Genomic DNA, 25,496 nt, shown 5'->3' with positions numbered 1-25,496 from the left:
ATTATTTGATGAAATGAGAAAAAGAGGTGTTATTGTGAGTTATAGGAGATGGGAAAGGGAATTCTTTGGCCAGAAGCTCGTCATAGAAAACGGGAAGATGGCAAAACAGGCTGATGGAGCCGTTGTACTCAGGTATGCCGATTCAGTCCTGCTAACTACAGTGAATGGAAATGAACAGGCAGTGCCGGGAACTGATTTTCTTCCTCTTACCGTTGAGTATCAGGAAAAGTTCTATGCGGCGGGAAAGATACCGGGTGGTTTTCTTAAGAGAGAAAGCAGACCGAGCGATAATGCCGTTCTCTCTGCAAGAATAATAGATAGACCTATCAGGCCTCTCTTCCCAGACGGGATGAGAAATGAGATTCAGGTTATCGTGACTGTCCTGTCTGCCGATCCAGACAATCCGCCCGACATCTGGGGGATAATGGCATCGTCACTTGTATTAAATATTTCTCCGATTCCCTTCGAAGGGATCGTCGCCGGCGTGCAGGTAGGATATGTCGATGGAAAATACGTCGTGTTTCCCTCTGCCGACGAACTCGAAAGATCTGAACTCGATATAGTTGTTGCAGGGACGGAAGACGCAGTTGCAATGGTAGAAGGGGAGGCAAAAGAAGTCTCTGAAGAAGTCATGGTCGGAGCGCTTGAAGCGGCCCACGAAGCTATTAAATCACTCGTAGCCTTCCAGAAGGAGATAATCAGTGAGTTCCAGACTGAAAAGTGGGAGCTCGAAATACCGGCTGCACCAGAAGGATTTCTCGAATCATTCGACACACTGGTTGACAGAAATAAGCTCGCCGAGATAATGCTCACTCCTGGTAAGAAGAACAAGGACAAAGCCTTGAAAACATACAGGGACGAGCTAATCGAGCAGTTTATAGGAAAAGCAAAAGAAACATGGTCCGAAGAGGAAATCGAAGACAACATTGGTTTCGTGAAGGACTTCTATCACGACATAGAGAAGAAAGTAATGAGAAGGAGAGTAATAGAAGAAGATGTAAGGATGGACGGGCGTAAGCACAACGAGATCCGTCCGATCAACATTGAACTCGATCTCCTGCCAAGAGCGCACGGTTCGGCTCTTTTCACCAGGGGCGAGACCCAGAGTCTGGGAATTGTCACTCTCGGGGCAACGATGGACGAACAGATAGTCGATACGATGTTTGAAGAAGGTTCGAAGTCGTTTATGCTTCACTACAACTTCCCGCCTTTCAGCACCGGGGAAGTGAAGAGGCTTAGGGGGCCAGGCAGAAGAGAAATTGGACACGGTCATCTTGCCGAGCGATCTCTGAAGAACATTGTGCCTAACGGCGAATCTTTCCCATATACAATAAGAGTCGTATCTGAAGTTCTTGAATCCAACGGCTCCTCTTCGATGGCAACCGTATGCTCCGGATCGCTCTCATTAATGGCGGCTGGAGTTCCGATGGAGAAGCACGTGGCGGGTGTTGCCATGGGCATGATTCAAGAACCGGAAAAGACCGTCGTTCTCACAGATATTCTGGGAAACGAAGATCACATGGGCGACATGGATTTCAAGGTTACAGGAACTCGTGACGGTATAACCGCTTTTCAGATGGATGTGAAGGTTTCCGGCGTATCAAGCGAGATAATGACAAAAGCGCTTGAGCAAGCGAGACTGGCAAGACTCAAGATACTTGATCTTATGTACGAAGCCATTCCCGAACCGAGAAAGTTTGTCTCCGACTATGCACCTATTATAAGGACGATCAATCTCCCTTACGAGAAGATTGGAGAGATTATCGGACCCGGCGGAAAGGTCATAAAGAAACTTTCAAGCGAGTATGATTCAACGATCTTCATAGATGACGAGAGATCTCAGGCTAAGATTGTTGGAAGCAATCGAGAAAAACTCGATCAGTTGGAAAAAGTAATAGATGCGATAATCTCTGAAGTGAAACCCGGACAGCTTTTCGAAGGAAAGATCTCGAGAGCGGAGGCCTATGGATTCTTCGTAGAGATTGCGCCAGGAAAGACCGGACTCCTGCATATCTCGAAGATGGGCGCCAGCGGCAAGGATTTCCTTAGAGAGCACAAGGTCGGAGACACGATTGCCGTCGAGGTGGCAGGAACTGATCAGATGGGAAAGATAAGTCTGAAGCTAGAAGGTGTCGAGGTTAAAGAGGACAGTAAGCGAGACAATAAAAGGCCATACCATAGGAACGACAGAAACGACAGAAACCGAGGAGACAGAAACAGAAAGTAGGGAATTGATGAATAATCATTATATTGAGCTGCCGAACGGCGCAGTTATTATAGGTGAGCGAAAAGAAGAGACGAGAACGGTCTCGATGGCTTTCGCGATGAAGGTGGGTTCCGCTGATGAGGAAGATTCCATCAGCGGCGTTTCTCATTTTATTGAACACGCTCTTTTCAAAGGAACTCTTAGAAGAAATGCTTTCGAAATAAAGGAACCGATCGAGAGAATAGGCGGTAGTCTTAACGCCTATACGGGAAGAGTCTCAACTGTTTACTATGCAAAGGTTCCCGACACTTATGCCTCTGAGGCTCTGGAGATCCTATTCGATTTGATAACCTCCCCGCGTTTTGACGAAACCTCTCTGGAACTCGAAAGAGGGGTCATTATGGAGGAGATCGCCGCGGCTGAAGACGACCCCTACGACAGAATATACGACATGACCATTGAGAAGGTTTGGGACAGAGATTTTGGCAGGCCGATTCTCGGCTACCAGGATACAGTCGGAAATTTGAAGAAGGAAAAGCTCACCAACTTCTACGATCACAAATATGTCGCAAACAACGTTATTTTTGCCGTTTCGGGAAACTATAACGAGGATCTCTTGAAAAATACCGAGAAAAAGCTTCTTTCTATGCGGGTCAACGGTTCGAAACCCGTTGCCAAATCTCCCGTGATTTCAAAAAAACCGCTGTGGATTGTTGAAAGAAGAAAGGACCTTCAGCAGGTTCATCTTCTATTGACTAGAGACGCCCCGGGCAGAAGGAACAAAGATGATTTCGATGCCTTCAAGATATTCAACACTCTCTTTGGAAGCGGAATGAGCTCCATTCTGTTCCATAATATTCGAGAACAACTTGGAATGGTATACAACATCAGTTCTGAATTCGTCTCTTATGCAGATTCCGGCGCATTCATGATAAATGCAACCACCGGCCCGAAGAACCTTGACAATCTGGTGGCTTCGCTGAAAAAGGAAATAGGGAACCTCATAAGCCGGGGCGTAACCGAAGCTCAGTTCAATTATGGAAAGGAAAGGGCAAAAGGAAAACTATTGATGTCTACCGAAGGAACACTGCAGACGCTGAGCAGATTCCTGGACGATGTAGTTATTTGTGGAAAACCGGACTCTCTGGAGGACTTGATCGCAAGAATAGAGGCCCTTACCATTGATGATATAAACGACTCCATCAAGAGACATATCGCTGGCCCCTGGAATGTATCGCTACTTCTCCCTGAACAAATGCAGAACTCCACATTCTTGAAAGAAGAACACTTCGAAATTTGAGTTAATCCGCATGGATTCGCTCGAAGAAGGGACCAGAGGAAACGAACCTGTAACTTGACAATAGGAAGTGGTACTGGTAGTATAGGAATTGCTGACGCGAAGTTAGCGTTAGCGGGGAAGGCGAGCGAGGAGAAAGGGTCATTGAAAAATGGATAGCAATCCAGCGAGTTTCAAAAGAATGAGTCATGGATGGAGGGTTTGATCCTGGCTCAGGGTGAACGCTGGCGGCGTGCTTGACACATGCAAGTCGAACGGTATGTGGCAACACATAGAGTGGCGAACGGGTGAGTAACACGTGGGAACGTACCCTACGCAGGGGGATAACTGACCGAAAGGACAGCTAATACCGCATAAGACCGAAAGGTGAAAGGTGCAAATGCATCGGCGAAGGAGCGGCCCGCGGACCATCAGCTAGTTGGTGGGGTAAGAGCCTACCAAGGCGACGACGGTTAGCCGGCGTGAGAGCGTGGCCGGCCACAAGGACACTGAGATACGGGTCCTACTCCTACGGGAGGCAGCAGTGCGGAATTTTAGATAATGGAGGCAACTCTGATCTAGCGACGCCGCGTGCAGGAAGAAGGTCTTCGGATTGTAAACTGCTGTGGTAAGGGAAAAATGTCATGTAGAGTGGAAAGCTACATGGAGGGATGGTACTTTACTAGAAAGCCCCGGCTAACTACGTGCCAGCAGCCGCGGTAATACGTAGGGGGCGAGCGTTACCCGGAATCACTGGGCGTAAAGGGAGCGTAGGTGGCCTGACATGTCAACTGTGAAAACCCGGAGCTCAACTCCGGACTTGCAGTTGAAACTGCCAGGCTTGAGGACGGTAGAGGAAGACGGAACTGCCAGTGTAGGGGTAAAATCCTTAGATATTGGCAGGAACGCCGGTGACGAAGGTGGTTTTCTGGGCCGGTTCTGACACTGATGCTCGAAAGCCAGGGGAGCGAACGGGATTAGATACCCCGGTAGTCCTGGCCCTAAACGATGTTCACTAGGTGTGGGGAGCGGAAAGCTTTCCGTGCTAAAGCTAACGCGATAAGTGAACCGCCTGGGGAGTACGCCCGCAAGGGTGAAACTCAAAGGAATTGACGGGGGCCCGCACAAGCGGTGGAGCGTGTGGTTTAATTCGATGCTAAGCGAAGGACCTTACCAAGGTTTGACATGCTGATAGTAGTGAATTGAAAGAGGAACGACCACACTTTGTGTGGAGTCAGCACAGGTGGTGCACGGCCGTCGTCAGCTCGTGCCGTGAGGTGTTGGGTTAAGTCCCGCAACGAGCGCAACCCCTGCTCTTAGTTGCCAGCGGTAAGGCCGGGCACTCTAAGAGGACCGCCGCCGACGAGGCGGAGGAAGGGGGGGATGACGTCAGGTATCGTGCCCCTTATATCTTGGGCGACACACGCGCTACAATGGGTTGGACAGAAGGGACCGAGACAGCGATGTGGAGGAAATCCTCAAACCAACCCCCAGTTCAGATTGCAGGCTGCAACCCGCCTGCATGAAGCCGGAATCGCTAGTAATCGCAGATCAGCCAAGCTGCGGTGAATACGTTCCCGGGCCTTGTACACACCGCCCGTCAAGCCACCCGAGTTGGTAACACCTGAAGATGAGTATCCTAACCGAAAGGAGGGAGCTTGTTTAGGGTGGGATTGGCAAGGGGGGCTAAGTCGTAACAAGGTAGCCCTACCGGAAGGTGGGGCTGGATCACCTCCTTTCTAAGGAGTTTAACAGGATTGCTATCCATCTTTGAGTGAATCCTGAGCTGGGCTCGTAGCTCAGTAGGTGAGAGCGCGCGCCTGATAAGCGCGAGGTCAGTGGTTCGACTCCACTCGAGCCCACCAGTGAGGGGACATAGCTCAGCTGGGAGAGCGTCTGCTTTGCAAGCAGAAGGCCAGGGGTTCGAATCCCCTTGTCTCCACCAGGGGAATAAAAGTTATCTGGTCATTGAAAAGTACATAGGGAGTAAGAAGTAGAAGCGAGTCAAAGGAAGAAGGAAGGTAAAGGTATAAAGGGCTCACGGAGGATGCCTAGGTAGCGGGAGGCGAAGAAGGGCGTGGCCAGCTGCGAAAAGCCGCGTGTAGGTGCAAGCGACCATAGAAGCGCGGATGCCCGAATGGGGAAACCCACCAGGTAGAGATACTTGGTATCCTGAAAAGGAAGCGAACCTTGCGAACTGAAACATCTTAGTAGCGAGAGGAAAAGAAATCGAAGAGATTCCCTGAGTAGCGGCGAGCGAAACGGGAAGAGCCTAAACCTATATAGTGTAAGCGTACGGGCGTTGCTATATAGGGGTAGAGGGATATATACGGGTCTGACCGTACAGGGCCGGGAGAAGCCAAAGGCTAGTCGAACTATCTGGGAAGATAGACCGGAGAAGGTGAAAGTCCTGTAGGCGAAAGTTAGAGGCTATCCTTGTATATATCCCGAGTAGCGCGGGGCACGAGGAATCCCGCGTGAATCTAGGGGAGACCACTCTCTAAGGCTAAATACTACCTGCTGACCGATAGCGAAGAAGTACCGTGAGGGAAAGGTGAAAAGCACCCCGGGAGGGGAGTGAAAGAGTACCTGAAACCGTGAGTCTACGATAAGTGGGAGCACGAAAGTGCGACCGCGTGCCTTTTGATTAATGAGCCTGCGAGTTACCGTAACTGGCGAGGTTAATCCGAGATAGGAGAAGCCGAAGGGAAACCGAGTCTTAACAGGGCGGAAGTCAGTTGCGATAGACCCGAAACCGGGTGAGCTATCCATGGGCAGGTTGAAGGTGGGGTAACACCCACTGGAGGACCGAACCAGTTAGCAGTAAAAAGCTATTGGATGACCTGTGGATAGGAGTGAAAAGCTAACCGAACTCGGTGATATCTGGTACTCCTCGAAACGTGTTTAAGCACGGCCTTGCATGGTTAGTGGAGGGGGTAGAGCACTGATTGGGCTAGGGGGGCGACCTCCAACCCCAGTCAAACTCCGAATACCTCTACTCAAAGTGCAGGAGACAGACTGCGAGCGATAAGGTCCGTAGTCGAGAGGGAAACAGCCCAGACCACCAGCTAAGGGCCCAGAGAGATAGCTAAGTGTTAAAGGAAGTGGAGAGTCAAAGACAGCTAGGATGTTGGCTTAGAAGCAGCCATCATTAAAAGAGTGCGTAACAGCTCACTAGTCGAGACTCACCGCGCCGAAGATGTAAGGGGGCTAAAGCTATCCTCCGAAGCTGTGGAACAGGAAACTGTTGGTAGAGGAGCATTGTGTTGTAGGGAGAAGGCAGACCCGTGAGGGCTGTTGGACGAGACACAAGAGAGAATGCAGGCATGAGTAAACGAAAGGAGAGTGAGAATCTCTCCCCCCGAAAGCCTAAGGGTACCTGGGGAAGGTTCGTCCGCCCAGGGTTAGTCGAGACCCTAAGGGGAACCCGAAAGGGGTAACCGATGGGAAACCGGTTAATATTCCGGTACTGGCGTAGCATGAGTTTTGGGGTGTGACACAGGAGGATAGGCGTTGCGTACTAGTTGCATAGTGCGTCCAAGTTTCGAGTCCGGAGATCGCGGCAGGGAAATCCACCGCGGGAGGGTGAGGGACGAATGGGAGTTCCTTCGGGAGCAACAACGTTGAGTTCACACTGTCTAGAAAAGCATCGCAAAGCGTTTGAGTGCTAAGCCAATCGTTCTGAAAACCGACACAGGTAGGCAAGCTGAGAAGGCTAAGGGGAGCGGGATAACTCCTGTTAAGGAACTAGGCAAATTAGCCCCGTAACTTAGGGAGAAGGGGTACTCTGGTTGGTTAAGAGCTGACTGGAGTCGCAGTGACAAGGCAGCGGCGACTGTTTACCAAAAACACAGGGCTCTGCGAATTCGAGAAGAAGACGTATAGGGTCTGACGCCTGCCCAGTGCTGGAAGGTTAAGGGGAAAGGTTAGCGTAAGCGAAGCTTTGAACCGAAGCCCCAGTAAACGGCGGCCGTAACTATAACGGTCCTAAGGTAGCGAAATTCCTTGTCGGGTAAGTTCCGACCTGCACGAATGGCGTAACGATCGCTGCACTGTCTCAACAGGAGACCCGGTGAAATTTCAGTCTGGGTGAAGATGCCCAGGACTCGCAACTAGACGGAAAGACCCCATGGAGCTTTACTGTAGCTTGGTATTGTGCTTTGTTGTATGGTGTACAGGATAGGTAGGAGGCGTAGAACCCGGTTCGCCAGGATCGGGGGAGCCAACGGTGGGATACTACCCTCTATACAACGGAGTACTAACTTGAGAGTGTGGAGAGCACAACAAGGACATTGCTAAGTGGGCAGTTTGACTGGGGCGGTCGCCTCCAAAAGAGTAACGGAGGCGCGCTAAGGTTGGCTCAGGTTGGTTGGAAATCAACCATAGAGTGTAAGGGCAAAAGCCAGCTTGACTGTGAGACTGACAGGTCGAACAGGAGGGAAACCTGGCCCTAGTGACCCTGCGGCCCTGAGTGGAAAGGCCGTTGATCAACGGATAAAAGCTACCCTGGGGATAACAGGCTTATACTGCCCGAGAGTTCATATCGACGGCAGTGTTTGGCACCTCGATGTCGGCTCATCGCATCCTGGGGCTGGAGCAGGTCCCAAGGGTTAGGCTGTTCGCCTATTAAAGCGGTACGTGAGCTGGGTTCAGAACGTCGTGAGACAGTTCGGTCCCTATCTGTTGCGAGCGTAGGAGACTTGAGAAGGGTAGCCCCTAGTACGAGAGGACCGGGGTTAGTGAACCTCTAGTGAATCAGTTGTCGTGCAAGCGGCAGTAGCTGAGTAGCTACGTTCATGAGTGATAACCGCTGACAGCATCTAAGCGGGAAGCACGCTTCAAGACTAGGTCTCTCAGGATCGTTCGAGAAGAGGACGTAGATAGGCTGGAGATGTAAGCACTGTGAAGTGTTCAGTCGACCAGTACTAATAATCCGATTCCTTTACCTTAATTCCCTATGTACTCTTGAGTGAGCAGATATTCTGGGTGAAGATACCGGGGCGGGAAACACCCGGCTCCATACCGAACCCGGCAGTTAAGCCGTCTCGGGCCGATGGTAGTATGTGGGCAACTGCATGCGAGAGTAGGTATCGCCCAGATGTTATACAAGAGGAGAGTCTTTTTGACTCTCCTTTTTGTTTTGGTACAGAACCGTGGTCGGTGGTAGCAGGTCGGGGGTTCGCAAGAGCAAGAGAAACTGGTCCACCGTTGACGGTCCGCCGTCCTCGGAGAAGAGAGCAAGAACAGAAGTGATGCGGCGAAAAGCATCGCCGGAAGTGAGGCTCGCATGCGCGAGGCAGTGATGCCCGAAGAAACGTCCGGGGAAGTGATGCTGCTTCGCAGGAGGGAAAAAGATCCAGTCTGCTGTCGCAGGCCGCATGCAGTGTAACTGCCCACCGAAGGTTACTAGCCTCTCTCTAATAAGTGCTATAATCACGATTGGGAGGGATACGCATGCCTGATAGATCCCAGGATTGGTTACGTCAAGCAAAAAGAGATCTTGAACACGCTCGAGAGTCTGCTGTTAATGGCAAACACGAATGGGCATGCTTTGCGGCACAGCAGGCTGCTGAAAAAGCCGTAAAGGCTCTCCATCTTTCTTTGGGACAGGAAGCGTGGGGACACATGGTTAGCAAACTGATTCAAGAACTCCCTGAGGGAACTGACTTGCCCGCTGAGTTATTGGATAAGGCAAGAATTCTTGACAATTCATACATTCCTGCGAGATATCCAAATGGTCATCCCGAAGGCTCTCCTTTTGAGTATTTCGGAAGCAAGCAAAGTAAGGAGGCTATTGCATATGCCGGTGAGATCGTTGAATTCGTCAATAATGAAATGGCCAAGCAAAAAGGCTGTAATTGATTCACTTGATAAGTGGTCAGAAACCTTGAAGCGAGATTCCAACATTCTCCGCATCGGTTACTTCGGTTCCTACGCTCGGGGCGACAATGGAGTGGGAAGCGACCTTGATTTGATTGTCATAGTCAAAGACTCCAAAGCTCCTTTTGGGAAGCGAGGAACAGAATGGGATTTAGCAATGTTACCGGTTCCGGTCGATCTTCTGATCTACACTCTGGACGAGTGGAATGAACTAAACAAAGAACTGTCTTACTTCATTAAAAGATTGAGAGAAGAAGTCAAATGGATCTTCATGAAAGATGATTCATTGAACCTGTAGAAAGGATCTTTGCTTCGATCAATCTCACCGATGTTATCGGTAGAAGTTAGAAATCCCTGTTTGTCGACAAATGCGTCTTCGGAGAACCCGCCGGGATGCTGAAACAAGTTCATGACGGATTTAGACGCTTTCGGAATGAGCATTCGTTGTCATTCCACGGAGCCTGCCCTGAAATGCCTCTGTTCAGGGTCATCCCGGACTTGATCCGGGATCTGGTCCCGAAGAACCAAGAACCTGGACGCGTAGCGTCGGAACGAAGAACAGGTCTTCTCGAAGAACGGGTTCATGCTGTTCTTGAGGGACGGGTTTTCTAAGAATGGTGGTGTGTGGCGTTCTCGTAATCACCTAACACTGTCATCCTGGACTTGATCCGGGATCTGGGCTTACGAGAAACCGTGGTCGGGGATAGCGGGTAGGGGGTTCGTAAGAGCAAGAGAAACTGGTTAGCCGTTGAGTGGTTCCCCGTTCGCCGAGAAGAGCCGCTTCCCGCTTGCTAAGACACGCTGAACGCTGAAAAGAGCATCGTGATTCTGAATCAAGTTCAGAATGACGCAATTTGACGTTTTCGGAAAGCTCGCCGGAATGCTGAAACATGTTCAGACACGATGTGACATATTCGTAATCACCTAACACTGTCATCCCGAACTTGTTTCGGGATCTGCTCTCCGATCCAATCGAAGGACGGGTCCACGATCTTGAAGGACGAGGGACGGTTCTTTACGGCGACCAGCGTGTTTTTGTTCTTAAGCGCACAGCGGCTCTTTCGAAGGACGGGTCCATGCTCTTGGACGATGGACCAAGGACGGGTTTTCTAAGAATGACGGTGTGTGGCGTTCTCGTAATCACCTAACACTGTCATCCCGGGCTTGACCCGGGATCTCGTTTTTGACCTTATCGAAGGATGATGTCTTTCGCGGGAGACGGAAGATCGTCGACAGAAACGTTGTCTTCAACAGCATACAGCGTTTTCTGGTCGAACGGACTCTTTCCCACGTATTTGTTCTCACATAACCTTGGAGCCCTTCGACATCTTCACGACTGCTTTTTCACTTGATTGCGTCAGTCACATCTATGTAATTCTGTTCGTGGCTCATATTCTAAAATTTTTTGTTCCCGCTTGAGAAATCAATTCTATCAAGCTCTACTTTTCTTATGTTCAAGTCCTCGTAAGTTCTGTAATAGTAGACTCTGTTGGTCAAATCCGTTACTGCCGACCAGTAAGCTATGTCTCTTGAAATTACTATTCCGAGCTCTTCATTGACTACGAGGCCTTCAGGAATATCCTGAGCGTTGAGGATATGCCATGCTAGTGTGACGGCCGATTCAGCATTAGCCGGTTTCACTTCTCCGTGAGAATAGAAGGCGGCCCTCACAAATCGGCTTGGAGATGTGTTGTCCCCAGGAAGCCCAAGCAATCCAGTTCCATTTCCCGTTGCCCTAATTTCAAAATCACCTAACTTTGAACTCTTGATGTTTGCGGGAGTCAGGTTTACGTAGTTTGAGAGATTCTGAAGATGCCAGTCGAATGTGGGATTGTTTGTAATTACTCCAAGCGGATTTTCATGAATGTTCAGCTCACCATCAACGTATTCTATTACAATGCATCCGCCATGCGCATCATAGACAATATAGTGAAGGGGCATCATAGTAGACTCCGTTATCATAATGGTAAGCCCGTACACCCGGATATCATCTAGCGCCGATTTTACTTCTTCCACCGTTGCGAAGTTTTCAAGGATCCAGCCTATCACATCATAATGAGATATGGTTGACTTGTAGAGGTCTTTTTCGAGCGGCTGATGCCCGGCACAGCCCGTAAAGTAGAATCCTCCGCACGCGAGACCGACTTGGTTTATTCCATCTGCAACCAGATCCATACCAAGGGAGTTGGCCCCAACGTAACCGTACTTCACGTTCCAGCTCAGGCCCTCCCAACCCGTCGTAAGTGCAGTCATAAAAGTGTCTCTGGGTGCAACGACAATCTTGCTTCCAAGATCGAATTCGAACTCGAGAGTCCTTGCAGCAACAATCTCAACTTTGACAGCAAGAAATCTGAAAACAGCTAAACAAGGGAAAAATGAAAAGAAAAACAGACGTACCACCACAGTGGTCTATTATGCAATCTCTTTGAGTAGATCCGGCGGTCTTATTTTGAGTGCTTTGAAAGCGTCGTAAGCATTGCCCATAGTTTCAGTCCTTGCAAGAAAGTGTTTGTTTTCTACCGTTATCTCAACTGCTCTTATCTCTGTCAAGTCTTCGAGTATTTCTGCGTAAGAGAAAGTACTTCCAATCTCTTTCAGCTTTCTGCATAAGGCAGTCTCCATTACAAGTGCAAGGAAACAGATCATTATGTGTCCCTTCACCCTCGTGTCTGTGTAATGGTATATGGGGCGAAGATCGAGTCCGCTCTTCAGTTCCCTGAAGGCCCTCTCTACTTTCCACAGTAACTTGTATGATTGAGCAACCTCTCTATTGGTTAGTTTTGCGTTCGTTCTTAGAACGTATTTGCCATCGTATTTGATTTCCGAGGCCATCTTTTCCTGGTCTATCTTCACATCTGTTTTCTGCATACTCAGATATCTTCTGTATCCTCTGTTTCCTACAAGACTCTTTGGCCCCTGTTTAAGTTTCTTCGTAAGGTTCTTCACTATCTCTTCTCTCTTTATTCTGTCTCTTTCTGCTTGAAATGGATTGAAACAGATTACGTATCTCTCCCCCTCATGCAGAACTTCCTTTACCTTCAGATTCTCTTCCACTTCTTCGTAATCACCGGGCTGATTCAATACCGCTTCAACTCTCTTGCTTCTTCTCATCTTCACTCCGAATATGTATGAAAGCCCGGCCTTATCTATCTCCTCAATGAGTCCATTGCTTATCATTCCTCTATCGGCTACCACTATAACCCTGTCTATGTTGAATCTTCTTCGTATATCCTCAAGAGCTATCTTGAAGGTATCTATGTCAGCTGTGTTTCCGGGGAAGACTTGGTGAGCAACGGGGAAACCATCCTTCGTCATTAGTACACCTATCATCACTTGCTTGCAATCAGACCTGTGATCCTTGGAACGACCATACATTGAAAGTTCAGGTCCTTCTCCCTGGAAGTACGTGCTCGTTGTATCCCAGAAGACTAGATCGAGATTCAAGTTGAAGAGAGTCTTCACATTACTGAATAGCTCTTCCTCCACCTCTTCCTTGAACTTCTCGAGATAATCCAGTCCACGGTAGTAATGCTGAAGACTCAGCTGCTCGAACTCAGGTCTGTAAACCTTGGCTACCCACTTGTCTACTCCTCTCTTCGATCTCGGTTCGACAAGTCTGTTAAGTACCATAGCGAATATAGCCTCAACGTAATCGCTAACGGCATCCGTATCTCCCAGCAGTCTCCTCAATACTCTTTCAATACCAAGTTCCTTCCATAACTGCTCGAAGATAACAACAGGTCCCCACAGATAGGTTTGATTCACATTAAGGGCTTCTTTCCTAATCCACTCTTTCGTCGAGAAGTTCCTCAGACTTTCAATAAGCCTATCTATCTGGCCGCTGTTCTGAAGATCATCTACCCTCCCCAGATTAACCAGAACTTTCTGTCTAGTCTTATTCCCCACTCGTATATTCTCTACGAGCTGCAGGTAACTCCTGGTGGAACCGTCCTTGTTTTTGAAGTGCTTCAGTCTAAGAAACATGGCACCTATATTATATCACTAAAACTAACGACAAGTCAAGTAATAACAAAGTGACAAGCAAACCCACATGGCACCGCATTTCAAAAACGATTCAAATATCTACCACGAACTTATGCACCTTTCAGAACTTATTCCCACCATTTATTCTCTTTTGCTGTCAAAGTTGAGCAATAGCACCATCTTTCGAAATCACTCTGAACCCGGTGCACCCGATCGAAGCGACAGTCAGCAAGACGAAGAAAAGAGCGCACATTGGAAGTCTCTTCGTTGCAAACATTCCCTTTCTGTGTTTTGATGGCCTTATCTCTCGCTTCTCTAAAGACAGCAATATGTACATTAGGGGCACTTTCTGACTTCTATATTGAAGAATGATTGGAAAAAACAAAAAAATTCAGCGCACCCCCATTGACAACCAACTGTGCTAGTTGATATAGTACAGTTAAGATAGTCAGTGAGGAGTGAATTCTATGTTAGACGAAGCGATCAAAGTTAAGAACCTCAGAAAGACCTACGGAAATTTCGAGGCTGTAAAAGGGATAAATCTCTCCCTTGTACCCGGAAAAGTCAACGCTCTCTTGGGACCTAACGGTGCCGGAAAGACCACAACTCTAAAATCAATTCTTGGCCTTGTTCATTATTCAGGAGAGATAACGATCCTTGGAGAGAAAATCGATGTCGCCCGGGAGAGAATATCATTCGTCCCAGAAGACAAAAGCTTCTATGACAGCCTGACTCCGGAAAAGGCAATTAAGATGTGTTCAATGCTCATGGGCAATTTCTCCGCAGAAAAGGCCGCTAAACAGATGAAGGACTTTGATCTACCGATCAATAAGAAGATATCTGCTTTCTCTCACGGCATGAAGACATCTACTTATCTGGCAATCGCAATGGCTCAGGATGCCGATATCTTCATCTTCGACGAACCAACCTGGGGCCTCGATCCTTTGAGGAGAGACGAAGTGCTGGAGATGATAAGCGCGTTATCAGAAAGGGGGAAGACAGTTCTCTACACCTCACACATTATTCCGGAGGTGGAGAAGATAGCCGATGTCTTTTCGATCATGTACAAAGGCGTAATTCTCTACACAGGAGAAATGAAGGGATTGGACGGAAGGTTTGCTCTTTACTCTCTTCCTTTGAGAACGGCAATCGATAAGAATGACTTCACTGCCGTTGTTAAGGAGGCAAATGTATTGAAAGTTCTCACCGATAACCCTAAAGAGATTGCGAGACTGAAGGAGATAGAGGGATCAAAAAGAGAAGAGGTTAATCTTGAATCCTTCTTCGGGACTATAGTAAGGGGGAATAAGCATGTTCTATAAAGAAATTCATGAAATGAAATTGAGAGTAATAATCATGTTCATCGTTTTGCTGGTCTCATTGGTAATAACTGTTGCTCTAAGACCTTATGCAGCACAGATGATGGAAGAAATGACCGCTCAACTCGAAGAGATGCCTGATTTTCTTAAGAGCCTTATGGGTGACGTTTCCGGTCTCACGAGACTTAATGACGACAACTACTATCTGTTGAGTCAGTGGCACGGAAAGAACTACGGGCAGTTCCTTCCCTTCGTCGTTCTGCTAATCGCCTTCCCCATATTTGCTAAGGAATTCGACAAGAAGACGATCTACTTCCTGCTTTCTAGAAAGAATAGGAACGAAGTTTTCAGGACGAAGTATCTGGCGGGGCTCGGAGCCTTACTGATAATAACCACTGTCCTGTCCTTGCTCGGTCCAATAGCGATGAATCTCGCCGGTTACAGCACGGCGTTTGGCGATACACTGAAGGTGCTGCTCCAGCAGCTGGTGGGAGCCTCATTCTTCTACTCATTATTTACGATGATTTCTATAATGAGTAGAGATCAGGTTAAACCAGTTGTCGCCGGAATATTGATAGTCCTAGGATTGCCAATACTCGGCATGATTGACGCACTCTCCTGGCTGAATCCCTATCCTTTTATACTGGGATCGAGTGTGGCTCAGAAGGGAACTATCGACTGGATCTATCTAGTCTCATTGCTGGCAGCGACAGTACTGCTAACCGTAATTGATTACAAGGTCTTTGAAAAGAAAGAAGTATGAGAAACATACCGTTCCTGGCAGAATGAAGAACGGAGAATAGCAAACCAGCTACACAAACACAGGAGATGAACTCTTCGCGAGTGAAACTAACTATTGCTGTTTGCCAGGCGCTGTGAAGTCACGGAGTTGAAGGTCAATGATCCGTAGTTCTCTAAAGCCAAGATCTGAGAAAGAGGAAGCTCAAGATTCTGAAACAAGTTCAGAATGACGCGATGTGACATATTCACAATCACCTAACACTGTCATCCCGGACTTGATCCGGGATCTCGATGAGGAAGCTCAAGATGCTGAAACAAGTTCAGCATGACGCGATATGACGTTTTTGCGAAAGGCGTTTAGAAGTTGAAACAAGTTCAGATGACAGCGGGTATTGGGTCTAGGGTCTAGGGTTTGGCGAACAAAAGCAGCCTGAACCGCTCAGAATTATCAGCGCTAGTGAGGACGTCATCCCGAACTTGTTTCGGGATCTGCTCTCCGATCCAATCGAAGGACGGGTCCATGATCTCGAAGGGAGGTTTCTTTAAAGCGGTCAGCGGGTTTTTGCTCTTAAGCGCACAGCGGCTCTTTCGAAGGACGGGTCCATGCTTTTGGACTAAGGACGGTTTTTTTTGCTTGACGGGATATGACGATATCGTAATTACCTAACACTGTCATCCCGAACTTGATCCGGGATCTGGTTTTCGATCTAGTCCAAGGGCGTGTACATGATCAACGAAGGACGGCTCTTTAAAGCATCTATCTGCTCTTCTTTGTCTGTGAAGGGAGCCGGTCAACACCGAACTGGCGGTAAACATCGATCTTGACCATTAAAAGAGAACGTACTGTAGCTAATTGTTAAGGAGGAAGAAAAATGTTTAGAAGGATTCTAGTTAGTACGGTTTTAATTGCATCGGTTCTATCTTTCGCTTCGATTGATGTAGCGGAACAGTACTTCAACAGTTTCTTCAACGGGAAATATCCCGAAGCTTATGAGTTGCAGAATGCCGAGATGAAGAAGGCGCAACCGCTTTCCGCCATGAGAAATCTCAGAGGGCAATTGCGGATGCAGGTTGGTGACTTCCTCCGGGTCCTAGACATAAACGAAGTACCTCAAGGCGATCTTGTGTCATACTTATTTGCCTGCGAATTCAAGGCGGGAATATTCGATGTGATAATTACTCTGGACGCCGAAGAAAAGGTGGCAGGATTCTTCATTAGGCCATCTTCTTACGTGGAGCCCGAAACGGAGACAGTAATGATTGAAACCGGAAATGAAGTAGTCGACACCTATATAAATGGATTCTTCTCTGGAAAATTCGAAGAGATCTTCGAGCTTCAGACCGAGCAGGTTAAGGCAAGTCTAAGCCCTGAGGCTTTAAAAGGGGCATATGCGAATATTGTCAGCATGGCCGGTGAGTTCGAAGAAGTCCTGAATCTGGAATCATCAAAGAGTGACGGAATGATCTCCTTTGTTCTGGCATGCAGGTTTGCAAATGGAATCTTTGACATTACAGTCACTCTCGATAAGGACGAAAAGGTGGCGGGGTTCTATTTCCGTCAATCAGCATATTCTGAAAGGGAGTTACCCGATTATGCCGACCCTTCAGCCTACACGGAACAAGATATCACCGTAGGCAAGGAACCATACTATCTTCCTGCAAAACTTATGGTCCCTAATGGTCTGGAATCATACCCGTTGGTGATCATATTGCAGGGATCGGGAACACTCGACATCGATGGAACTTTGGGCCCGAACAAGCCTTACAGAGACATCGCAGTGGGACTTGCATCGAAGGGAATTGCGACGCTTAGATATCCGAAGAAGTACCTGGTCTACCCGGATAAAATGGATGAAATCGGAACCACTGCCGAAGCGGAATACGTGGACGACGCTCTGGTCGTCATCGAACAGATGAAGTCAATTCCCCAGTTCAGCGGGATTTACCTCGTCGGACATTCTATGGGTGGAATGGTCGCTCCATGGATTGCTGAAGAGGCTGGAGTCGATGGTGTCGTAGTTCTTGCCGGTTCTCCAGTCAAACTCGCTCAAATAAGTTTGGATCAGAATCTCGATCTAGCCGGCGATCAAATGACGGAAGAACAGAAAGCTCAGACAATCGAGTTCTTCACTCAGTTACTGAATGGAGAAATCCCTGAAGAAACGGAGCTATCCCCAGGGCTTACAGCAGCATACTACTACAGCCTCGACAGATATTTCTGTATGCCTGTACTGGAGAAAACTGAGCTACCTGTATTGATTGCAAATGCCGAACTGGATTTTCAGAGCCCCAAACACTACTTCGACATCTTTGTCGAGGAACTTGGAGACAGGCCCAATGTCACACTCGAATTGCTTGAAGGCTTGAATCATCTCTTCATGGAAACAAACGGAAAGATAAAGAGCGTTGAAGAATATAACAGGCCAGGTTATGTCTCCGCTGAATTGATTGACCTGATTGTCGAATGGATTAAGGAGTTGGAGTGACTTTTCAGAAAACGTGGTCGGTAACAGCAGGTAGGGGGTTCGTAAGAGCAAGAGAAAGAGGTTTGCCGTTGAAAGGTTCTCCGTTCACCGAGAAGCGTCACTAACATGGCTGAGGCAATACAGAAGGTGATAATGTGTGGTTTGACATCGACATAAGGTCCCCGTTACCAATATATGATCAAATCAAGAGGGGGGTGAGGGAAGAGATCCTTAAGGAGAGACTTAAGGAAGGGGATACTCTTCCCTCAATCCGTGAAATGGCCTCCCAAATAAGGGTGAATCCCAACACTGTCGCCAGGGCCTACAGGGAACTAGAAATGGAAGGCATAATCATGGCGAGACAGGGATTGGGGTATATAGTAGTCAGTAACAGAGATCAGGTCAGAGACTCTGTCTTTGAAAATCTCTCTGCTGAACTAAGGGAGCCCCTACTACGCATGAAGAAATCGGGAATCTCTCTGGAGAGGCTCCTGGAGGTGATTGAGAAGATATGGAAAGAGATCAATTGACTCTAAGAATCAGAAATCTCCAAAAAACTTACAGTGGAAATGTGAAGGCTGTCCGCGGAATAGATGTAGATGTTGAAAACCAGCGAATATATGCCCTGCTAGGTCCAAACGGAGCGGGAAAGACCACCGTTTTGAAATCTATACTCGGCCTGGTAAAGTATTCCGGCTCAGTTGAGGTTTTTGGCAGACCAATAGAGGAAGTCAGAGAGCGAATCTCGTTCGTTCCGGAGGAGAAGAATCTTTACGAGAACCTCGATATAGAATCAACACTTAGACTGAGCAGCAGAATCTCTCCGAGATTCAACGAAAAACAGGCTCGAGAACTGATTGAGAACTACAAGCTGCCCTACAGGAAGAAGATCAGAACGTTTTCAAATGGTATGAGGACGGCTCTTTATCTCGCTGTTGCTCTATCGACAGATGCGGATCTATACATCCTCGACGAGCCGACATGGGGCCTCGATCCAATAATGAGAGACGATACGCTTGAACTGATAAGGGAGAAAGTGATCCTCGGAAAGACAGTTATCTACACATCCCATGTCATTCCAGAGGTCGAAAAGATAGCCGATGAGTTCTCGATCATGGTTAGTGGAAAGATAAAGTACACTGGTAATCTTGATGGGATCAAAGAGAAGTACAGAATAATTAAAATGCCGCTGAAGGACAAAACAAAACCGAGTTCCGAAAGATGTCTCGCTGTGGCAAAAGAGATAAACAGGCTATCTATGATAGTTGAATACTCGGAAGCAACCGAAGAATACTACAAGAACGATGAAGCTGCCATTTCAATCCCTGATCTGGAAGAGTTTTTTCAGATCCTCGTAAGGAGCGAAAATGGCAATGCCCTGTGAGGACAGGAGGTTTGGAAAGTGATTGAGATAAGAGATTTGACAAAGATTTACAGCGGAAGCGTCAAGGCTGTTGACAGCATTTCATTGACGGTTAACAAAGGGGAGATTTTTGGCTTCCTGGGGCCCAACGGCGCCGGAAAGACTACGACAATCAAGATGATCGTCGGGTTGTTGCAGCCAACATCAGGAAGTATTTCAGTAGACGATATAGATGTGGTCGCTCACCCTGTTGAAGCAAAATCCAAGATAGGCTATGTTGCAGATGAACCACTTGTAATGGACAAGATTACGGGTGTTCAGTATCTGAACCTTATCTCAGATGTGTTTCAAGTCCCACCAAAGACCCGTGCCGAGAGGGCGTCTAAGCTTCTGCAGAATTTCAAGCTCTCAGATGCAATCAAAGATCCAGTATCCACCTACTCCCATGGGATGAAACAGAAACTTTCGCTAATTGCCGCATTGATCCATAATCCCGATCTCTGGATACTGGACGAACCGATAGTCGGCCTCGATCCGGAATCGGCATTCATTCTAAAACAAATGATGAGAAACCACGTGAAGGCAGGAAATACGGTATTCTTCTCCACTCATGTCATGGAAGTGGCAGAAAGAATTTGCGACAGGATAGGGATAATAAACAAAGGAAAGCTTGAGTTTGTAGGCACCGTTGAAGAGCTTAGGAAGCTCCGAGGCCAGGGGAGCCTTGAAGAACTCTTCCTGGAGGTGACGGGTAGTGAGACCGAAAATGGTGATTTCGCTTACCTCGACGCTGATTAACGCTCACTACAACATACCCAGATCTCTCTATCATTTCAAGAAAAGAGAAAGACTCTGGGAACCGGCATTAATAATAGGCGTGGTACTCTTGATGGTCTTTTCTCTTGGGCCTCTTTACATGAGTCTGCTGAACACTATGTACGATCAGTATGAAGCTGCTGGAATGAGGCAGCTCTTTCTGGCAGGACCGTTTCTCATAGCGAATCTATTCGGGCTGATCATGGGAGTCTTCCTTATGATAAGCACTTTTTTCTTCGGGGATGACATGAGCGTCCTGATACCCCTGCCCTTAAAGTCAACCGAGGTACTGATGTCGAAGTTCCTGGTTGTGCTTGTGGATCTCATGGTAATTTCGATCGCGGTCATTCTTCCTGCCTACATTCTCTACGGGATCAGATCTGGAGCCGGTATTTCATACTGGATATTCATGGCGATAATCTTTCTACTCAGTCAGGTATTGCCCATAATGCTCTCGGCGATAATCGTTCTGCCGCTTTCGAGACTCTTCCGCTTCAAGAGATACAGAGACAGCATCGTCTATCTGATAAGCGCGCTCGTAGTTTTAGGCTTCCTTGTTTTCGTTTCCCTTACCAGCAGGGTTGACCCGAACATGAGCGCAGAGGAGTTCGCGAGAATATTCTCGAGCGAAGATGCAATACTAAACAAGACGGCCGGGGCATATCCGCCGACTATACTCGTTACGAAGGCCCTGAGCAAACCCTTCTTAGAGGGTTTACTGTGGTTGCTTGCCTTCATTGGCCTGCACGCTGCCGCTCTCGGAATCTTTCTCTTCTTTGGTCACAAATTTTACTACTCGGTCTATTCGAGCCTCCAAGAGAATTTTGCCAAACGGTCGAAACTTGAAGAAGGGGAGATAGCCTGGCTGATGGGCTTACAACAGACAAAGTTCTCTGCTCTCTATAAAAGAGAATGGTGGTACTTCCTGAAGGTCCCAGCATTCGCCTTCAACGGATTCGGAAATGTACTGGTCTTCCCAATCCTGCTGGTCATAGCGGCCGTTGCCGGACAAACCGATCAGTTAGGTCAGATGCTGGACCAGTTTCAGCAGTACAAGCCAGTCTTTGTCCCAGTCGGCGCACTGGTCGCAGCCGTTGCGGGAGGAATAAACGGCCTTGCCTCCTCTATGTTTAGCAGAGAAGGAGATTTGATCAGGGAGCTGAAGGTTCTTCCCGTTGACGTAAATGAAATCGTGAAAGTCAAATTCCTTCATATCGAGACGCTTAGTTTGATAGGCCCGGCATTCGGCGCAGTCGCTCTTAGTCTGATCCTTGGTCTGTCTTTCATAGAGGCGTTAGTTGTATTTGTTGTCGGAGGATTGACTCTCACATTCTTGAACATTCTGCAAATGATAATCGACTCGATAAAGCCGATCCTTGAATGGGAGAACCCTCAGAGAGCCATGAAGCAAAACGTCAACGTCGCGCTTTCGATTCCGGTCGTCTTTGGTTATGTGGGCGGTCTTGGATATCTCGCATTCTTACTGAAGGACAACATATCCGGGACAATTATGACTATCATATTGACCGCAATCGCTTTAGTTGGTATTGTAGTCACGTGGCCTATACTTATCAAGAGAGCGAACAGGCTCTTTGCTAGAGATTTGTGAAAAAAACCGTGGTCGGTGGTAGCAGGTAGCGGGTTCGTAAGGGCAGGAGAAACGGCTGACCGTTGAATGGTTGTCCGTTCTCAGAAAATAACAGTTACAAGTTCCAAGTTGCACGGAGTTGCATGTGCGAATAAATTCGATCCAAACGGATGTAGGGGCGTGCGGCGGCACGCCCGCTATTGAGGATCAGTCTTCCCAAGGATAGAGATCGTCCTCCTCAATAGTTGAACGAACCTATTCTGTCTGAAAAGCTCCTGTTCAGGATCTGGGCTTATAAGAAACCGTAGTCGGTGGTAGCAGGTGGCGGGTTTGGAAGAGCAGGAGAAACAGGTTTACCGTTGGAAAGTTGTCCGTTCTCCGCGGGAAAGCATGCGGGTGACTGGAAAGAAACGTCGAGATTCTGAAACAAGTTCAGAATGACTGTATTTGACGTATTCGGAAAGCCCGCCGTCATGCTGAAACAATTTCAGCATGACGTGATGTGACGTTTTCGCAAAAGGCGCCTAAATGTTGAAACAATCTCAGAGTAACGTGATGCTGAAAAAGAACTAAGAACCTGGACGCGTAGCGTCGGAACGAAGAACCGTTTTTCTCAAAGGACAGGCACATGAACTCGAAAAGTGTACCAGGAATGTTTCTTGAGTTTCTCGCAGCGGCCAGCGGGTTCTTGTTCTTAAGCGTGCAGCGGCTCTTTCGAAGGACGGGTTCATGATCTTGGACGAAGGACGAGGGACGGTTCTTTTCTTAAGGGCTTGCAACTTGGAACAGACAACTCCTAACTGCCCTTCAAAGGACGGGTCCACGATCTTGAGGGACGGTTCTTTACAGCGGCCAGCGGGTTTTTGTTCTTAAGCGCACAGCGGTTCTTTCGAAGGACGGGTCCATGATCTTGGACGAAGGACCAAGGACGGCTTCTTTTAGCATGATTGTAAGTGCCGTTTTCGCAATTACCTAACACTGTCATCCCGAACTTGTCTCGGGATCTAGACTTAAATACTCGAACTTAAATTAGACGAACTGTGCAACTGTTCTATTAAACGGAGGTTGAAGCATGGCAAAACACCATCAGGAAACAATAGAAGAGGTCATAAAAGAACTCGGATCAAGCTCAAACGAGGGGCTCTCCGGGGCAAAGGCAAAGGAGAGAATAGAACAGTATGGCTTGAACGAGCTTACAGAGAAGAACAGGCGCAGCGCATGGAAGATTCTTCTTTCACAACTGAAGTCTGTGATGGTAATAATCCTGATTGTTGCTTCGGTGATTACGGCCTTCGTCGGTGAATTAAGGGATACGATAGTAATTCTTGCGATTGTAGCCCTGAACACCATCCTGGGGTTCACTCAAGAATACAGAGCCGAAAAGGCAATGGCTGCATTGAAGAAGATGTCCGTGCCCAGAGTGAAGGTCAGGCGGGACGGAAAGATCGTGGAGATAAACTCAACAGAGATTGTTCCCGGAGATATTGTGATTCTAGAGGCCGGAAATATCGTGCCGGCAGATATGCGGCTTATCGAGGCAACCAATCTGAAGATTCAGGAGTCAGCTCTTACTGGCGAATCGGAGGCGGTGGAGAAGACTACTAAACCTATCGAAGAAGAGAACCCCTCTCTCGGTGACCGCAAAAACATGGCGTATTCCGGGACGGTTGTCACTTACGGCCGCGGAGTCGGAATAGTGACGGCAACGGGAATGGAAACCGAACTCGGGAAGATTGCAGCAATGCTTCAAGATACTGCCGAGACCCAGACCCCGCTGCAGAAGAATATCGACCAGCTCGGTAAGATTCTTGCCTTGATCGCGCTAGGAATAGTGGGTGTGATCTTCGTAATGGGCTTGCTGAGGGGCGAAGATCTAGAGCTGATGTTCATGACTGCAGTCTCTTTCGCAGTGGCCGCGGTTCCAGAAGGACTTCCGACAGTTGTTACTATTGCACTGGCTCTTGGGGCTCAGCGAATGTTGAAGAAGAACGCTCTCGTTCGGAAACTGATGGCCGTCGAGACGCTTGGTTCAGTTACCGTAATCTGTTCCGACAAGACGGGAACGATTACCGAAAACAGAATGAAAGTGACAGTCGTAGAGATGGCCGGACGGACACTGGACTTTGGAAAAGAAAATGAACCCGATCCCGAGGCCCTCCCCGAAGACGACAATAAATCCTTTGAAATAATGCTCACAGCGGCCGCGCTATGCAACGATGCCGAGATCAAACCTCCCGTCCACAAAAAGCAGCAGGCAGATGTGATCGGAGATCCGACGGAGGGCGCGCTAGTATATGCGGCTTACAGAGTCGGCATCGAGAAAAGTGACCTCGAACAGGCAATGCCCAGGATCCTGGAGATCCCCTTCGATTCGGAGCGAAAGAGGATGACAACTATCCACGAGATCAAGTCGAATCCAAAGGGTAAGATTCCTGCAGACGTTCCGGAACACCTTCGAGAAAATGCTGTCGATCAATATGTTGCATTTACTAAGGGAGCCGTCGATTCTCTCGTTGAAGTGTGTGACAGAGTACTGGAAGGTGACGAGATACATGAGTTAGATGATGACTGGAAGAGAAGAATCATAGAGACAAACAACAACCTCGCGGCAAATGGAATGAGGGTTCTTGGAGTAGCCTTCAGGCCAGTAAACTCCGCGGAAGTCGAAGACAAAAAGGTCGAAGAAAAAAATCTCATCTTCACCGGTATATTTGGAATGATGGATCCCGCAAGAGAAGGCGTCAAAGAATCGATAATGACCGCCCGTGAAGCAGGTATAAGGCCGATTATGATTACGGGTGACCATCCCCTGACAGCCGGTTATATAGCAGAGAGCCTCACCATAGTTGACGACAAGTCAAACGTCAAGATGGGTCGAGAAATCGAAAACCTTACGGAGGAGGAGCTCGACAGAGTGACCGCAGAAACCTCGGTATATGCCCGAGTCGCACCGGAACACAAGCTGAAGATCGTCGACTCTCTTCAGAGACAGGGAAATGTCGTCGCCATGACGGGTGATGGCGTTAATGACGCCCCCGCTCTCAAACAGGCCGACATAGGGATCGCTATGGGCATAACGGGGACTGACGTAACAAAGGAAGTCGCCGATATGGTTCTCATCGACGATAACTTCACCACGATCGTCTCGGCCATTCGTGAAGGAAGGACAATCTTCGACAACATACACAAGTTCATAAGGTACATCCTGGCGTCGAACTTCGGAGAGATATGGATAATGCTTCTAGGACCATTCTTTGGTATCTCGCTCCCCCTGGCGCCCCTTCAGATACTCTGGCTCAACCTGGTCACGGACGGAGTCCCCGCATTGGCGCTCGCAGTTGAACCACCGGAAAAGGATATAATGAAGCGTCCACCCAACCCGACGAAGGAACACGTCCTGGCAAATGGAAGATGGAATGTAATCCTTATCGGGCTACTGCTCTCCGCCTTTTCTCTTGGCGTTGGGTTGGTTTACTGGATGAACGATATCAACGGGCCGTGGAGAACGATGTTGTTTTCAACCCTTGTCTTCTCTCAGCTCTTCTTTGCATTGTCTGTGAGATCAAGAACGAAATCGATCTTCAACGCACCGTTCAAAGAGAATCCTTATCTAATGTATGCAGTACTGGCGAGCTTCGGGCTTCAGCTAGCAGTTATATATGTACCCTTTATGCAGGGGCTCTTCACCACACAGGCTCTGGGTGTATGGGATCTTCTCCTGTCGTTAGCCCTAGGTAGCGCGATCCTTTGGATATACGAAATCAAGAAGCTGGTTACAAGAAAAAGGCAGTAGACAATGGTTGTCCGTAGAAGGTTCGCCGTTATCTGAAATAGATCAATTGCAAGTTCCAAGATGCA

The 25,496-nt window shown here is 48.1% G+C and carries 15 protein-coding genes, 2 tRNA genes and 3 rRNA genes; 17 read left to right on the top strand and 3 right to left on the bottom strand.

Annotated features, from left to right (window positions below; translation table 11 throughout):
* Window positions 1-13: 13 nt before the first annotated feature.
* The 9 genes from THEBA_RS01115 to THEBA_RS01075 all read left to right on the top strand — a co-directional run bounded on the left by THEBA_RS01115 (window position 14) and on the right by THEBA_RS01075 (window position 9,660).
* Window positions 14-2,227: a polyribonucleotide nucleotidyltransferase gene (locus tag THEBA_RS01115; protein WP_407656320.1), complete on the top strand. Its 2,214-nt coding sequence runs from the start codon at window positions 14-16 to the stop codon at window positions 2,225-2,227.
* A complete protein-coding gene (locus tag THEBA_RS01110) occupies window positions 2,130-3,506 on the top strand; it encodes a M16 family metallopeptidase (RefSeq protein WP_236609183.1) in 1,377 nt (458 codons plus the stop codon). Before THEBA_RS01115 ends, THEBA_RS01110 begins: the two co-directional genes overlap by 98 nt.
* 186 nt (window positions 3,507-3,692) lie before the next feature.
* Window positions 3,693-5,221: ribosomal RNA gene (locus THEBA_RS01105) — 16S ribosomal RNA — on the top strand.
* A gap of 49 nt (window positions 5,222-5,270) precedes the next feature.
* A tRNA-Ile gene (locus THEBA_RS01100) sits at window positions 5,271-5,347 on the top strand.
* Window positions 5,348-5,351: 4 nt separating this feature from the next.
* Window positions 5,352-5,427: transfer RNA gene (locus tag THEBA_RS01095), tRNA-Ala, on the top strand.
* A gap of 75 nt (window positions 5,428-5,502) precedes the next feature.
* A 23S ribosomal RNA gene (locus tag THEBA_RS01090) occupies window positions 5,503-8,431 on the top strand.
* 33 nt (window positions 8,432-8,464) lie between these two features.
* Window positions 8,465-8,581: ribosomal RNA gene (gene rrf, locus THEBA_RS01085) — 5S ribosomal RNA — on the top strand.
* Together the 16S, 23S and 5S rRNA genes with 2 tRNA genes alongside form the textbook arrangement of a ribosomal RNA operon.
* A gap of 355 nt (window positions 8,582-8,936) precedes the next feature.
* Window positions 8,937-9,344, top strand: a complete 408-nt coding sequence (locus THEBA_RS01080) for a HEPN domain-containing protein (RefSeq protein ID WP_014730096.1) — start codon at window positions 8,937-8,939, stop codon at window positions 9,342-9,344.
* The gene (locus THEBA_RS01075; RefSeq protein ID WP_014730095.1) at window positions 9,283-9,660 is read left to right on the top strand and encodes a nucleotidyltransferase domain-containing protein; all 378 of its coding nucleotides are present in this window, start codon (window positions 9,283-9,285) and stop codon (window positions 9,658-9,660) included. The genes THEBA_RS01080 and THEBA_RS01075 overlap by 62 nt, the downstream gene beginning before the upstream one ends.
* 1,097 nt (window positions 9,661-10,757) lie before the next feature.
* Here the strand turns inward: THEBA_RS01075 and THEBA_RS01065 are convergent.
* From THEBA_RS01065 to THEBA_RS01055, 3 genes are all read right to left on the bottom strand, one after another.
* On the bottom strand, window positions 10,758-11,762 hold the full coding sequence (locus tag THEBA_RS01065) for a linear amide C-N hydrolase (protein WP_158309294.1): 1,005 nt from the start codon (window positions 11,760-11,762) through the stop codon (window positions 10,758-10,760).
* Between the two features lie 12 nt (window positions 11,763-11,774).
* The gene (locus THEBA_RS01060) at window positions 11,775-13,346 is read right to left on the bottom strand and encodes an IS1634 family transposase (RefSeq protein WP_014730093.1); all 1,572 of its coding nucleotides are present in this window, start codon (window positions 13,344-13,346) and stop codon (window positions 11,775-11,777) included.
* 157 nt (window positions 13,347-13,503) lie between these two features.
* Window positions 13,504-13,731, bottom strand: coding sequence for a hypothetical protein (locus THEBA_RS01055; protein ID WP_041928051.1), 228 nt, complete (start codon window positions 13,729-13,731; stop codon window positions 13,504-13,506).
* Window positions 13,732-13,813: 82 nt separating this feature from the next.
* Here THEBA_RS01055 and THEBA_RS01050 point away from each other — a divergent pair, with 82 nt between their 5' ends.
* The 8 genes from THEBA_RS01050 to THEBA_RS01015 all read left to right on the top strand — a co-directional run bounded on the left by THEBA_RS01050 (window position 13,814) and on the right by THEBA_RS01015 (window position 25,431).
* On the top strand, window positions 13,814-14,668 hold the full coding sequence (locus THEBA_RS01050; protein WP_014730092.1) for an ABC transporter ATP-binding protein: 855 nt from the start codon (window positions 13,814-13,816) through the stop codon (window positions 14,666-14,668).
* On the top strand, window positions 14,658-15,428 hold the full coding sequence (locus THEBA_RS01045) for an ABC transporter permease subunit (RefSeq protein ID WP_014730091.1): 771 nt from the start codon (window positions 14,658-14,660) through the stop codon (window positions 15,426-15,428). Before THEBA_RS01050 ends, THEBA_RS01045 begins: the two co-directional genes overlap by 11 nt.
* 850 nt (window positions 15,429-16,278) lie before the next feature.
* Entirely contained in the window at window positions 16,279-17,892 is a 1,614-nt protein-coding gene (locus tag THEBA_RS01040) for a DUF3887 domain-containing protein (protein ID WP_014730090.1), read from the top strand.
* A gap of 134 nt (window positions 17,893-18,026) precedes the next feature.
* Window positions 18,027-18,401, top strand: a complete 375-nt coding sequence (locus THEBA_RS01035) for a GntR family transcriptional regulator (RefSeq protein ID WP_014730089.1) — start codon at window positions 18,027-18,029, stop codon at window positions 18,399-18,401.
* Window positions 18,383-19,255 carry an ABC transporter ATP-binding protein gene (locus THEBA_RS01030; RefSeq protein ID WP_014730088.1) on the top strand — a complete coding sequence of 291 codons (873 nt, stop codon included), beginning with the start codon at window positions 18,383-18,385 and terminating at the stop codon, window positions 19,253-19,255. The genes THEBA_RS01035 and THEBA_RS01030 overlap by 19 nt, the downstream gene beginning before the upstream one ends.
* A gap of 18 nt (window positions 19,256-19,273) precedes the next feature.
* On the top strand, window positions 19,274-20,032 hold the full coding sequence (locus THEBA_RS01025) for an ABC transporter ATP-binding protein (protein ID WP_014730087.1): 759 nt from the start codon (window positions 19,274-19,276) through the stop codon (window positions 20,030-20,032).
* Window positions 19,989-21,659: a putative ABC transporter permease subunit gene (locus tag THEBA_RS01020; protein WP_014730086.1), complete on the top strand. Its 1,671-nt coding sequence runs from the start codon at window positions 19,989-19,991 to the stop codon at window positions 21,657-21,659. The genes THEBA_RS01025 and THEBA_RS01020 overlap by 44 nt, the downstream gene beginning before the upstream one ends.
* Before the next feature lie 1,051 nt (window positions 21,660-22,710).
* On the top strand, window positions 22,711-25,431 hold the full coding sequence (locus THEBA_RS01015) for a cation-translocating P-type ATPase (RefSeq protein ID WP_014730085.1): 2,721 nt from the start codon (window positions 22,711-22,713) through the stop codon (window positions 25,429-25,431).
* Window positions 25,432-25,496: the final 65 nt, after the last annotated feature.

Source organism: Mesotoga prima MesG1.Ag.4.2 (genome assembly GCF_000147715.2).
GTDB lineage: Bacteria > Thermotogota > Thermotogae > Petrotogales > Kosmotogaceae > Mesotoga > Mesotoga prima.
This window is presented reverse-complemented; position numbering and strand designations above follow the sequence as displayed.